The organism is Sagittula sp. (genome assembly GCF_052825245.1).
In genome coordinates, this window is sequence record NZ_JBRBWD010000032.1 from 385,336 (window position 1) to 398,727 (window position 13,392).

Sequence of the window (13,392 nt, forward strand, 5' to 3'; positions counted from 1 at the left end):
TGGTTACTTGCATGGTCGTCGTGAAAAGGGCGGGATCCGATCCCGCCCTTGTCCCTTCTTACTGATCGGTGGGCGCCAGCTTCGACAGGCCCTTCAGGATGTCGATGGCATAGGCGAGCTGGTAGTCGTCCTCGCGCAGTTTCGCGGCGGCCTCCGCCTTGGCGCGGTCCTCCTCGATCTGCTGGATCTCTTCCTCCGTCAGGGAGTCGTTGTCGAGACGGCCACGCAGGTCGGCCTCGGAGCGGGAGAAGACATTGGTTGCCTCTTCGTCCTCCTCCGTGGCGTCGGGTTCGCGGCGCGGCTGTTCGACCACGATGTCCGGCGACACGCCCAGTGCCTGGATCGAGCGGCCGGACGGTGTGTAGTAGCGCGCCGTGGTCAGGCGCATCGCACCGTCGCCCCGAAGCGGCATGACCGTCTGGACGGAACCCTTGCCGAAGGACTTCGTGCCCACGACGATGGCGCGGTGGTGGTCCTGCAGGGCGCCGGCGACGATCTCGGACGCGGAGGCGGAACCGCCGTTGATCAGCACCACCAGCGGCTTGCCTTCGGCAAGGTCGCCCGGGGTGGCGTTGTAACGGTCGCCATCGGCCGGATCGCGGCCACGGGTCGACACGATCTCGCCCTTCTCGAGGAAGGCGTCAGAGACGCGGATCGCCTGTGTCAGCAGGCCGCCCGGGTTGTTGCGCAGGTCGAGGACGACGCCGTTCACGTTGTCCATGCCGCCCAGCGTCTCCACCTGTTCGGCCAGGCCCTCGGCGAGGTTCGGGTAGGTCTGGTCGTTGAAGGTGGTCACGCGCAGCACGACCGTGTCGCTTTCGGTGCGGGCGCGGACGGCGGTCAGCTTGATGGTGTCGCGGATGATCGAGACGTCGAAGGGCTCTTCCTCGCCCTCGCGGACCACGGTGATCACGATCTCGGAGCCGACCGGGCCGCGCATCAGGTCCACCGCCTGGTCGAGCGTCAGGCCCAGCACGCTTTCGCCGTCGACGTGGGTGATGAAGTCACCGGCCTCGATGCCGGCTTCCATCGCCGGGGTGCCGTCGATCGGGGACACGACCTTGACGAAACCCTCTTCCTGCGTGACCTCGATGCCGAGGCCGCCGAATTCGCCGCGGGTCTGGACGCGCATGTCCGCGGCATCGTCTGGCGGCAGGTAGCTGCTGTGCGGATCGAGCGAGGTCAACATGCCGTTGATCGCCGCCTCGATCAGCTCGGAGGGTTCGACCTCCTCCACGTATTGCGCGCGGATGCGTTCGAAGATGTCGCCAAAGAGGTCGAGCTGCTCATAGACGGTGGCGGATTTGCCTTGTTCCTGCGCCACCAGCGGGCCGACGAACTGCGTCGTCGCGACCACGGAGGCCAGGGTGCCCGCCACTGCGGCCATCACGAATTTCTGCATATCTCATCCCTTGTCGATTGCGAACCACAGCTGTGGATCATTGGGCGCGTCGCCCTCTCTGACCTCTATATAGAGCGTTTCCGTACGCCCTGCGCCAGCCCCTTCACCCGGAGTTGACGCATTTGTGGCCCCACCCATGAGGCCGATCGGACTGCCCGCTGGCAGCACCTCTCCTATCTCGCCGTAGACGAGGTCCAACCCGGCGAAAACAAAGAGAATATCGGGTGACGGCTCGAGGATCGTCACCAGCCCGTAGTCCAGTAACGGGCCGTTGTAGCGGATGGTGGCGGCGGTCGGCGTGGTCACAAGCGCGCCGGGACGGGTGGCGATCAGGATGCCCGGACGGGTCACTCCGGCGGCGTCCGGATCGCCCGCCTCGCGCAGCAGCGTGCCCCTCACGGGCAGCGGAAGCGTGCCGCGCAGGTCCTCGATATCCGGGAGCGGCGCGCCCTCTTCCTCCCCCTCCGCGATCTGGCTGAGACCGGAGGCGAAGCCCTGCAGCGTCTCGGTGGCGGAGATCAGGATGGCGGTGCGCACCGGGTCCTCGGTGAAGCGCTTGGGCAGGTCGGTGCGGTCGGCGATGGCCTGGCTGAGGTCGGTGCGCGCTTCCTGCACACCTTTCAGCCCTTCGGCCAGCGTGTGTGCCGCGTTCTGCTGGAGGTCGCGCAGGGCGGTGACCTCTTCGAGATCGGCGCGCAGGTCGGCGGCCTGCGCGGCCAGCCCCGGCGTCACTGCGGCGACCAGCATGCCCGACCGTGCGGTTCCCAAAGGCCCCATCGGATGCAACAGAGCACCCGGCGACGCCCGCCCGCCCATCGCGGTAAGTGCGCCCAATAGCTGGGAAATTTCCTGGTTCTGCGCCTCAAGCTTGCGCTCCAGCTCGGTCTGCCGGATGGCGGCGGCGCGCAGCCCTTCGCGCATCGCGGCAAGTCCGTCCTCGTAGGCGCGGATGGTGTCGGTCAGGGCAGAGACCCGGTCCTGCGCGTCCTCGGCGCGGTCGAGCTGGACGGAGGCCGCCTCCAGCGCCTCGGCCGCGCGGCGCGCATCCTCGCCCGCGTCCTGCGCGGCAAGCGGCGTGGCGGCCAGGGTCAGAAGGAGCGCGAGGCGTTTCACCGGATCAGACTTTCCCCTGTCATTTCATCGGGTTGCGGCAGGCCCATCAGCGCCAGCAGCGTCGGCGCCACATCTGCCAGCCGCCCATCCGCCAGCGATGCGCCCTCCGGCCCGCCGAACAGGATCACCGGCACGAGGTTCGTCGTATGCGCCGTATGCGGCCCGCCGGTTTCCGGATCGACCATCGTCTCGCAGTTGCCGTGGTCGGCGATCACCAGCAGCGCGCCGCCGGTTTGCTCAAGCTTCTCAACCACTTGTCCAAGGCCATGGTCCACCGCCTCGCAAGCCTTGATGGCCGCGTCCAGATCGCCGGTATGGCCGACCATATCGGGGTTGGCGTAGTTCACGACGATCAGGTCATAGCCTTTGCCGATGGCTTCAAGGAACTTCTCCGTGACCTCGCCCGCGCTCATTTCCGGCTGCATGTCATAGGTCGCGACCTTGGGCGACTTCGGCATGAAGCGGTCTTCGTGCGGCTCCGGGGTTTCCTTGCCGCCGTTCAGGAAGAAGGTCACATGCGGGTATTTTTCCGTCTCGGCGAGGCGGAACTGCGTCTTGTCGTGCTTGGCCACCCATTCGCCCAAAGTGTTGACGATCTCGCGCTTCGGAAAGGCTGTGGTCATGTATTTGCCGTGCGCCTCGGAGTATTCGACCATGCCGAGACAGGCGGAAAGCGCAGGCTTCTCTCGTTCGAACCCGTCGAAGTCCGGCGCGGCTATGGCGGCGAGGATCTCGCGCGCGCGGTCGGCGCGGAAGTTCAGGAAGAACAGCCCGTCGCCTTCGCCAAACCCTTGATATCCTTCGATGACGGAGGGCTTGATGAACTCGTCGCCCTGGCCCCGCTCCGCGTAACCGGCCTTGATCGCGGCCTCCGGCGTGGGGTGCGTGCCGCCGCTCGGGAAGGCATCGGTGTTGCTGTCGGCATAGGCGGTCATGGCGCGGTAGGCCGCCTCCACCCGTTCCCAGCGGTTGTCGCGGTCCATGGCGTAGTAGCGTCCGATCACCGTGGCAAAGCGCACCGGGCCGGTGTTGTCCTCGGGGATGTCCAGCTCTTCACGAAGGTTAGCGATATAATTGAGCGCGCATTTCGGATCGGTGTCGCGGCCGTCCGTCAGGATGTGCAGCCAGACCTCAAGCCCCTGATCCCGCATCATTTTCGCGGCGGCGATCATGTGGCTGACATGGGCGTGCACTCCGCCGTCGGAGGTCAGCCCCGCAAGGTGCACCTTGCCGCCGGCTTCGTTAACGGCGCCGCAGAAATCGAGGATCTCCTTGTTTTCGAAGAAGCTTTTGTCCTCGATGGCAAGGTCGATCTGGCCCAGGTCCATGGCCACCACCCGGCCCGCGCCGATGTTGGTGTGCCCCACTTCGGAGTTCCCCATCTGCCCGGTCGGCAGACCCACGTCAGGCCCGTGGGTGATCAGCGTCGCATGCGGGCAGGTCGCCATAAGCCTGTCGATTGTCGGGGTTTTTGCCAGCGCGGGGGCGTTGTTCGCCGTCTCTTCGCGCAGGCCCCAGCCGTCGAGAATGGTAAGGATGACGGGTTTCATGATCTGCGCCTCCGGACTGCCCTGCGCTGTCCTGTAACAGAGCCGGAGCGCGATGTGGAGAGTGCGCGGGTCAATGCTGCGTGCGGTGGCTTAACCCTGCCCGGTTAACGCCTCGTTATGGTGAGTCCCGGCCGGTTCAGGGGGGCGAACCGGCCGGTTGTTAACCATGACCGCCGCCCGCGAATCGGGAGTCCGGCGCCTTTCGCCGGGATCGGGCGTCGCGGCGCCGCGCGCCCCGTTCCGCCGATCACGACTGCGTGAAGGTGACGCGGGGACCCCACTTTCGGAGCGGCGCCGCTGGCACCCGGGGGCGCGCGTGCTACGCTCGGGTCAAATGCCTTTCCCCTGGAGACCCATCCTATGACGCTGACCCACCGGCTTTCCGTTCTGGCCCTTGCCGCCTCTGCCCTGCCCGCAGCCGCGCAGGAACGCGCGCTGTCCTTCGAACTGGGGCTTGGTGTGCAATCGCGCCCGGCCTACGAGGGGTCGGACGAATATGTCGCCGGTCCGGCGCTGGGGGCATCGGTAACGACCTTCCGCATGCTGGGCCTCGACATCGACCGGGGCGACGGCATGGGCTTCGGCTTCGGCCCGTCCTTCCGCTACCTGCCGGAGCGCGAGGCGTCCGACTATTCCCGCCTGACCGGCATCGACGACGTGGACGCGGCGCTCGAACTGGGCGGCCGGGTGTCCTACCGCTGGCCGTCGGTGGAGGTCTGGGGCGCGGTGCGCAAGGGTGTCACCGGGCACGAAGGCGTGGTCGGCGACCTGGGTTCGGACGTGGTGCACGACTACGGCCAGGGAACGGAGGTCCGCTTCGGCCCGCGCCTGTCCTTTGCCAACGACGAATACATGGACACCTATTTCGCCGTCCCGACCGGCGCGACGCTGCCGGCCTATTCGGCGGACGGCGGGCTGTACACGGCCGGGCTGGAGTTCACCGTGCGGCACGACTTCTCAGAGGTCTGGGCGGTCGAGGGCGCGCTCGGCTGGACCCGGCTGGTGGGCGACGCGGGCGACTCCCCGGTCGTACAGGACCGCGACAGCGGCACGGTCAGCGTGAAACTGATCCGGACGTTCGACTGGCGGTGGTGAGGGGCGCGCCCCCAAATACCTGATATGTCAGGAAAGAACCGAGGGAGCCGCCGACATGAAATCGCCGGTTCCGGCTGGATCAGGGGCGCACTTGGCAAGCGCCCCTGACGCGGTCGGGTGTCACCCCTGCAGCGACTTCACCACCAGTTCGCCCTCTTCCCTTGCCTGCATGGCCAGCGTTGCGGCGTGGGCGCCGGCGGCGGTCGTGAAGTACGGGATCTTGTCGTAGAGGGCGACGGAGCGGATCTCTCGCGAGTCCTCGACCGCGGCGGAGCCTTCGGTGGTGTTCAGAACCAGCTGCACGCCGCCGTCCTTCATCAGGTCGACGATGTTCGGCCGGCCCTCGTAGACCTTCTTCACCGTGTCGCAGGTCAGCCCGTGCTCCGACAGGAAAGCCGCGGTGCCGCTGGTGGCGATCAGGCGGAAGCCCAGGCCCGACAGGATCTGCGCCGCCTCGACCATCTGCGGGGTCTTGTCGTCGTTCTTGATCGACAGGAAGACCGCGCCTTCGGTCGGCAGGTGGGTGCCGGCGCCAAGCTGGGCCTTCAGGAAGGCGCGCGGGAAGGACTTGTCCCAGCCCATGACCTCGCCGGTCGAGCGCATCTCGGGCCCGAGGATGGTGTCGACGCCGGGGAAGCGGGCGAAGGGCAGGACCGCCTCCTTGACCGAGAACCACGGCATGTCCGGGTCCGCCAGCGTCATCATGTCGGCCATCGGCACGTCGGTGTCGTAGTCGATGTCGGCGGCATAGGGCAGACGCGTCGGGAAGGCCGAGAGCTTCTCTCCGGCCATGAGGCGCGCGGCGATGGAGGCAATCGCGCTGTCCGTCGCCTTGGCCACGAAGGGCACGGTGCGGGAGGCGCGGGGGTTCACCTCGATCAGGTAGATCTCGTCGTTCTTGATGGCGAACTGCACGTTCATCAGGCCGACCACGTTCAGCGCGCGGGCCAGCGCCTCTGTCTGGCGTTTGACCTCTTCGATCAGGTCCTTCGACAGGGAGTAGGGCGGCAGCGAGCAGGCGGAGTCGCCGGAGTGCACCCCGGCCTCCTCGATGTGCTGCATGATGCCCGCGACGTGCACCGCCTCGCCGTCGCACAGCGCGTCGACGTCAAGCTCGGTCGCGCCCGAGAGGTAGCTGTCGAGCAGCACCGGGCTGTCGCCCGAAACCACCACCGCGTCGCGGATGTAGCGCTTGAGCCCGTCCATGTCGCGGACGATCTCCATCGCGCGGCCGCCCAGCACGTAGGACGGGCGGATCACCAGCGGGAAGCCGATCTTCTCGGCGATCTTGAACGCTTCCTCGTCGGTGGAGGCGATGCCGTTGTTGGGCTGCTTCAGGCCCAGATCGTTGACGAGGTTCAGGAACCGGTCGCGGTCCTCGGCCAGGTCGATGCTGTCGGGCGTGGTGCCGAGGATCGGGATGCCCGCCTCTTCCAGCGCGTTGGCCAGCTTCAGCGGCGTCTGGCCGCCGAACTGGACGATGACGCCGTGCAGCGTGCCGCGCTCCTGCTCGACGCGCATGATTTCCATCACGTGCTCGAAGGTCAGCGGTTCGAAGTACAACCGGTCAGAGGTGTCGTAGTCGGTCGACACCGTTTCCGGGTTGCAGTTGATCATGATGGTTTCATAGCCCGCGTCGGCCAGCGCAAAGCAGGCGTGGCAGCAGCAGTAGTCGAACTCGATCCCCTGCCCGATCCGGTTCGGGCCGCCGCCCAGCACGACCACCTTCTTGCGGTCGGAGGGGCGCGCCTCGCATTCGACCTCGCCCATCATCGGCTCTTCGTAGGTCGAGTACATGTAGGGGGTCTGCGCCTCGAATTCGGCGGCACAGGTGTCGATGCGCTTGAAGACGGCGTTGACGCCGAGGTTCTGGCGGGCACGGCGCACCTGCCCCTCGGTCCGGCCGGTCAGCCCGGCCAGACGCGCGTCGGTGAAGCCCATCATCTTGAGCTGACGCAGCCCGTCCTCGGTGACGGGCAGGCCGTCGCGACGCACTTCCTCCTCGGCCTCGACGATCTCGCGGATACGTTCGAGGAACCACGGATCGTAGGCGGTGACGCCCTGGATCTCGATGTCCGAAAGCCCGTGGCGCATGGCCTGCGCGATGGTCCGCAGCCGGTCGGGGGTGGCCTCCGACAGCGCCTTGATGACGGCGGCCTTGCCTTCACTGCCGACCGATTCCCAATGGCCTTCCTTCAGCCCGGGGATGTCAACCTCGTTGAAGCCGGTCAGGCCGGATTCCATCGAGGCCAGCGCCTTCTGCATGGATTCGTGGATCGTGCGGCCGATGGCCATCGCCTCTCCCACCGACTTCATCGCGGTGGTCAGCTTCGGCTCGGAGCCGGGGAACTTCTCGAAGGCGAACTTCGGGATCTTGGTGACGACATAGTCGATGGTCGGCTCGAAGGAGGCGGGCGTGACCTTGGTAATGTCGTTGTCGAGCTCGTCCAGCGTGTAGCCAACCGCCAGCTTCGCCGCGATCTTGGCGATGGGGAAGCCGGTGGCCTTCGACGCCAGCGCCGAGGAGCGCGACACGCGCGGGTTCATCTCGATCACGACCATGCGGCCGTTTTCCGGGTTGATCGCCCACTGCACGTTGGATCCGCCGGTCTCCACCCCGATCTCGCGCAGCACGGCGATGGAGCCGTTGCGCATGATCTGGTATTCCTTGTCGGTCAGCGTCAGCGCGGGCGCCACGGTGATCGAGTCGCCGGTGTGCACGCCCATCGGATCGACGTTCTCGATGGAGCAGACGATGATGCAGTTGTCCGCCTTGTCGCGGACGACCTCCATCTCGAATTCCTTCCAGCCCAGCAGCGACTCGTCCACCAGGATCTGGCCCACCGGAGAGGCATCCATGCCCGAACGGCAGTAGTGGATATAATCCTCGCGGTTGTAGGCCACGCCGCCGCCGGTGCCGCCCAGCGTGTAGGCGGGGCGGATGATCGCGGGCAGGCCGATGTGCTCCAGCGTCTCAAGCGCCAGCCGGACGCCCTCGTCGAGGTCGCGCTTGCCGTTGGCCTTCTTAGGCGCGGTGATGATCTCGGCCTTGGGGTTCTCGAGGCCGATGCGGTCCATTGCCTCGCGGAACAGCTTGCGGTCCTCGGCCATCTCGATGGCCTCGCGCTTGGCGCCGATCATCTCGACATTGTATTTCGCCAGCACGCCCATCTCTTCGAGCGCGAGCGAGGTGTTCAGCCCGGTCTGCCCGCCCATCGTCGGCAGAAGCGCGTCGGGACGCTCCTTCTCGATGATCTTGGCGACGACCTCGGGTGTGATCGGCTCGATGTAGGTGGCGTCCGCCAGGCCCGGGTCGGTCATGATCGTCGCCGGGTTGGAGTTCACCAGGATGACCCGGTAGCCTTCTTCGCGCAGCGCCTTGCAGGCCTGGGCGCCTGAGTAGTCGAACTCGCAGGCCTGCCCGATGACGATGGGTCCGGCGCCGATGATCATGATGGATTTGATATCGGTACGTCTGGGCATGGAGAACCTCGTCTGGCGGCGTGTTTCAGCGGGGCAGGGACTCGCCTGTCCTGCCCGCAAATTGTGGCGGTTATAGACGGGCGTCGCGCGGGTTCAACCCCCAAGCTGACGCAGGAGGCCGCGCGGCGTCGCACCACGCGGAAAGGGGCGGATCGGCGACCCGCCCCTCCTTCATCTTGGCGATAAATACCTCCCCGCCGGAGGCGTCCCGCAACCGCCACCCGCGGGTGGCCGGGACGGGCTCACTCCGCCGCCATGCGGTGATCCTCCGCCTCGGACGTGTAAAGGTAGTCGCGGGTGATCGGCACCGCGTCCATGCGCTTGGCGAGCTGCCACTGCTGGACGTGCAGCGTGCCGATGCGGAACGACACCTCCATCGAGGTCAGGTAGAAGCGGAACATGCGGACAAAACGCGTGTCGAACATCTTCTCGATCCGGTCGGACTGCGCCTCGAACCGCATCCGCCAGGCGTGAAGCGTCTTGGCGTAATGCAGGCGCAGCGCCTCGTCGTCGGACTGGAAGAGCCAGGCCTTCTCGATCGCGCCGTAGATCTCGGAGGCCGAGGGCGCGTAGCTGCCCGGGAAGATATAGCGGTCGATCCACGGGTTGTTGGCGCGCGGCGGCCCGGATTTCACGATGGAATGGATCAGCGCGATGCCGTCGTCGCCCATCAGGTCCGAGACCTTGGCGAAATACTCGTCGAAATGCGGGGCGCCCACGTGTTCCAGCATCCCCACCGACACCACCCGGTCGAATTCCTCGTCGAGCTTGCGGTAATCCAGCAGGCGGAAGTCGGTCACATCCTCCAGCCCCTCGGCACGGGCGCGGGCCTGCGCGGTGGCAAGCTGGTTCTCCGACAGGGTCACGCCGGTCACCCGTGCGCCGTGGTCGCGCGCCAGGGTCAGCCCCAGCCCGCCCCAGCCGCAGCCGATGTCCAGCACCCGCATCCCCGGCTCGATCAGCAGCTTCGAGGCGATATGCGCCTTCTTGGCCTCCTGCGCCTCGTCCAGCGTCATGTCGGGCCGCGGCCAGTAGGCGCAGGAATACTGCATGTCCCGGTCGAGGAAGAGCGCGTAGAGATCGTCGGAGATGTCGTAGTGATGCGCCACGTTCCGCTTTGACTTGAGCGGGTTGTTGCGCTGGATGACGCCGCGCAGCGCGGTCCGGGCTTTCAGCGCGCCCATGTACCACCCCGGCATCCGGTTGTAGCTTTCGTTTTCCAGCAGAAGCGTCATGAAGCCGGTCAGGTCGTTCCCGTCGATGCGGAGCGTGCCGTCCATGTAGCACTCCCCCAGCGCCAGCGCGGGCTGCGTCACGAGCCGCCTGACCGACTCGTCGGAGGTGATGTTCACCATGATCTCGGGACTGCCCTGTCCGTACGTGCCGGTCTGGTCATCCGGCCCGACAACGCAGAGCCTGCCCCTGACGATCATCCGTTTCAGCATTCTGTCGAGTACGGTCCACCACATCGTATACCCCCATACGGTTGTCAGAAGACTGCTTTCCCAAACGTTAATCTTCGTTAATGGTTCCCTTCGGTCCAGCGTTTTTTGCGCCGCTCTTGACTTCCCGGGGCTGGAACGGTGTATCGGCGCCTGATCAAGCCGCTTTTTGAGGGGAGCCGTCATGCACGCCTACCGCAGCCACACCTGCGCCGATCTGACCAAGGATAACGTGGGCGAGACCGTGCGCCTGTCGGGCTGGGTGCATCGCATCCGAGACCACGGCGGCATCCTGTTCATCGACCTGCGCGACCACTTCGGCACCACGCAGGTGCTGTGCGACCCCGACAGCCCGGCCTTCAAGGACGTGGAGAAGGTGCGCTCCGAATGGTGCATCCGCATCGACGGCAACGTGAAGGCGCGCGACCCGGAGCTGGTGAACCCCAAGCTGCCGACCGGCGAGATCGAGGTCTTCGTCCGTGACCTCGAGGTGCTGGGCCAGGCGCAGGAACTGCCGCTGATGGTCTTCGGCGAACAGGAATACCCCGAGGAGACGCGCCTGAAGTACCGCTACCTCGACCTGCGCCGCGAGAACATGCAGCGCAACATGACGCTGCGCTCGGACGTGGTGGCGTCGATGCGCAAGCGGATGTGGGACAAGGGTTTCCGCGAGTACCAGACGCCGATCATCACCGCCTCCTCGCCCGAAGGCGCGCGCGACTTCCTCGTGCCGTCGCGCCTGCATCCGGGCCGGTTCTACGCGCTGCCGCAGGCGCCGCAGCAGTTCAAGCAGCTGATCATGGTGTCGGGCTTCGACAAGTATTTCCAGATCGCGCCCTGCTTCCGCGACGAGGACCCGCGCGCCGACCGCTCGCCCACCGACTTCTACCAGCTCGACCTGGAGATGTCGTTCGTGGAGCAGCAGGACGTGTTCGACACGATTTCCCCGGTAATCGCCGGCGTCTTCGAGGAATTCGGCGGCGGCAAGTCGGTGGACGCGCCTGAAACCTGGCCGCAGATCCCCTACAAGGAAGCGGCGCTGAAGTACGGCACCGACAAGCCCGACCTGCGCAACCCGATCGTGATGCAGGACGTGTCCGAGCACTTCCGCGGCTCCGGCTTTGCCATCTTCGCCAAGCTGCTTGAGCAAGAGGGCACCGAGATCCGCGCCATCCCCGCGCCAACGGGCGGCAGCCGCAAGTTCTGCGACCGGATGAACGCCTGGGCCCAGAAAGAGGGCCTGCCGGGCATGGGCTACATCTTCTGGCGCGATCAGGGCGAGGGCATGGAAGCCGCCGGTCCGCTGGCCAAGAACATCGGGCCGGAGCGCACCGAGGCGATCCGCGAGCAGCTTGGCCTTGGTGTCGGCGACGCGGCGTTCTTCCTGGGTGGCAAGCCCGCCTCCTTCCAGAAGGTCGCCGGCCGCGCGCGTGACGTGCTGGGCCACGACCTGGGCCTCATCGACGAGAACCGCTTTGCCTTTGCGTGGATCGTGGATTTCCCGATCTACGAGAAGGACGAGGAAACCGGCGAGATCGACTTCGAGCACAACCCGTTCTCCATGCCGCAGGGCGGGATGGAGGCGCTGCAAGGCGATCCGATGGCGGTGAAGGGCTACCAGTACGACCTCGCCTGCAACGGCTACGAGCTGGTGTCCGGCGCCATCCGGAACCACAAGCCGGAGGTGATGCTGAAGGCTTTCGAACTGGCGGGCTACGGTGCGGACGAGGTGAAGGCGCGCTTCGGTGCGCTGTTCAACGCGTTCCACTACGGCGCCCCGCCGCACGGTGGCTGCGCCGCGGGCATCGACCGGATCGTGATGCTGCTGGCGGGTACGTCGAACATCCGCGAGGTCATCATGTTCCCAATGAACCAGCGCGCCGAGGACCTGATGATGAACGCGCCCTCCGATCCGACCAGCGATCAGCTTATGGAGCTGGGCCTGCGGATCATGCCGCGCGAGTGAGCCCGGGCCATAGGCCTCTGCGCAAGTGACAAAGTGAAAGGGTGCCTCCGGGGAGGCACCCTTTTTCGTTTACGGAGGGAGAGAGAGTATTCCGCCGGAGACCCCCCGGCACCCGCGGACATATGCGCCGAAAATCCGGCTGTATAATTGAGGACTGCGACCTGCCCACCCAGTTGAAGCACATCTGGCCGCAGTCCTCGCTGCTGATCGGTCCGAAAGCGATCACGGTGAAATCCGTCAACTCGTTCGATCCGAACACGGCTGCATAACTGTTGTCCCGGTGCCGGGAGCGCCCGCCATGGGGCCCTTGGCACCTGCGACGTCACGCCGGTGCATGAGGTCGCGTATCCTTCCTTGTGTGCGTCCCGGGCTGGCCTGCCGCCTGACCGGGCTTTCGTTTTCCATCCGCCGCACCCGCGCCGGGCCGTCTGTGCGTCCGATCCGTGCCAACCCCCGTTGCACGCATCGCAGGCGCAGCCCGTCAGTGCAGGCCGCTGCCCGGCGCCAGGATCTGCGGGTCCAGCGTCAGCACCGCGAAGACCATCGCCAGCGTTGCGGTGGTGACGAGCGCGAAGCGCATCTTGTCGTTGCAGCTTTCCGCAGCCTCGGGACCGTACTTCCGCATGAAGGCCCGTTTGACGAAACACTTCAGCATGAAGAGCGGAAACATCAGCGCCAGAATTGCCCCCGAAACCATCAGAGCGACTTGAGTTGCCATTTCATAACTCCGTCTGCGGTTGTATCTGCAATTGGAGATTGTAAGGCAATTGTGGCGCGATTGCGGCAAAAGGGTGCGGAAATAGCGGTTTGTTAACTTTTGTATAGCCCGCACCCCAATCGTATAGGTTTCGCTCAGTCTTCGAGCGAATCCTCGCGCTTCTCGTCGATCAGACCGGCCTCTTCCTGCTTCCGCTTGAGGAAGCGCTCGCCGTATCCCTTGATCTCCGAGTCGTCGATAACCTCTTTTGCGCGCGAGAAAACTTCGTCTTCTTCCTCGTCGACGTGGTGTTCGTAGTCGTGCCGGAGGGTCTTGAATTTGGTCAGCCAGCCCGAGGAGGACATGTCCATCTCGTTGAGCTCTTCCATCAGGTCGTCGAGCTGCTGGTGCTCGTGGACGGAGTGCCGTGCGGCGTCCTGACCCCAGGTCTTGGAGATCAGCTTGGAGTAGAATGTCTCTTCTTCCGCCGCGGCGTGAGCCTTCACGTCATGGTAGAACTCGTCCCATGCCGCCTTGCGCTCGTCCGAGGCGCCGGAGGTGTCGGAGATCGTCTCCAGCAGGTCCCGATGCCTGTCGTGGTCGGACTTGATGGCGGTGTAGATGTCGGTCATTTGGCTCCCCTG

At 65.8% G+C, this 13,392-nt stretch carries 10 protein-coding genes; 3 read left to right on the forward strand and 7 right to left on the reverse strand.

Annotation, left to right across the window (positions count from 1 at the left end; all coding sequences use genetic code 11):
• Positions 1 to 58 precede the first annotated feature (58 nt).
• From ACU0DV_RS12865 to gpmI, 3 genes are read right to left on the reverse strand one after another with little or no spacing between them, the layout of a single operon-like run.
• Positions 59 to 1,402, reverse strand: coding sequence for a S41 family peptidase (locus ACU0DV_RS12865; RefSeq protein ID WP_100928472.1), 1,344 nt, complete (start codon positions 1,400 to 1,402; stop codon positions 59 to 61).
• Between the two features lie 3 nt (positions 1,403 to 1,405).
• Positions 1,406 to 2,515: a murein hydrolase activator EnvC family protein gene (locus ACU0DV_RS12870; RefSeq protein ID WP_446241554.1), complete on the reverse strand. Its 1,110-nt coding sequence runs from the start codon at positions 2,513 to 2,515 to the stop codon at positions 1,406 to 1,408.
• Positions 2,512 to 4,065, reverse strand: coding sequence for a 2,3-bisphosphoglycerate-independent phosphoglycerate mutase (gene gpmI, locus ACU0DV_RS12875; protein WP_446241555.1), 1,554 nt, complete (start codon positions 4,063 to 4,065; stop codon positions 2,512 to 2,514). The genes ACU0DV_RS12870 and gpmI overlap by 4 nt, the downstream gene beginning before the upstream one ends.
• A gap of 360 nt (positions 4,066 to 4,425) precedes the next feature.
• Between gpmI and ACU0DV_RS12880 the strand changes: the two genes are divergently transcribed.
• On the forward strand, positions 4,426 to 5,160 hold the full coding sequence (locus ACU0DV_RS12880) for a MipA/OmpV family protein (RefSeq protein ID WP_100928475.1): 735 nt from the start codon (positions 4,426 to 4,428) through the stop codon (positions 5,158 to 5,160).
• Between the two features lie 120 nt (positions 5,161 to 5,280).
• Here ACU0DV_RS12880 and carB read toward each other — a convergent pair whose 3' ends face one another.
• Together carB and ACU0DV_RS12890 are read right to left on the reverse strand one after the other, a co-directional pair.
• Complete coding sequence (gene carB / locus ACU0DV_RS12885) at positions 5,281 to 8,643, reverse strand: carbamoyl-phosphate synthase large subunit (protein WP_100928477.1); 3,363 nt, start codon at positions 8,641 to 8,643, stop codon at positions 5,281 to 5,283.
• A gap of 242 nt (positions 8,644 to 8,885) precedes the next feature.
• Entirely contained in the window at positions 8,886 to 10,112 is a 1,227-nt protein-coding gene (locus ACU0DV_RS12890; protein WP_446241556.1) for a class I SAM-dependent methyltransferase, read from the reverse strand.
• A 157-nt stretch (positions 10,113 to 10,269) separates the two neighbouring features.
• On the opposite strand from ACU0DV_RS12890, the gene aspS reads away from it, so the two are divergent.
• Positions 10,270 to 12,051, forward strand: coding sequence for an aspartate--tRNA ligase (aspS, locus tag ACU0DV_RS12895; RefSeq protein ID WP_446241557.1), 1,782 nt, complete (start codon positions 10,270 to 10,272; stop codon positions 12,049 to 12,051).
• A gap of 122 nt (positions 12,052 to 12,173) precedes the next feature.
• A complete protein-coding gene (locus ACU0DV_RS12900) occupies positions 12,174 to 12,320 on the forward strand; it encodes a hypothetical protein (protein WP_446241558.1) in 147 nt (48 codons plus the stop codon).
• Between the two features lie 212 nt (positions 12,321 to 12,532).
• Here ACU0DV_RS12900 and ACU0DV_RS12905 read toward each other — a convergent pair whose 3' ends face one another.
• Complete coding sequence (locus tag ACU0DV_RS12905; RefSeq protein ID WP_157814954.1) at positions 12,533 to 12,769, reverse strand: hypothetical protein; 237 nt, start codon at positions 12,767 to 12,769, stop codon at positions 12,533 to 12,535.
• A 134-nt stretch (positions 12,770 to 12,903) separates the two neighbouring features.
• Entirely contained in the window at positions 12,904 to 13,380 is a 477-nt protein-coding gene (locus tag ACU0DV_RS12910) for a hemerythrin domain-containing protein (protein ID WP_283981520.1), read from the reverse strand.
• Positions 13,381 to 13,392: the final 12 nt, after the last annotated feature.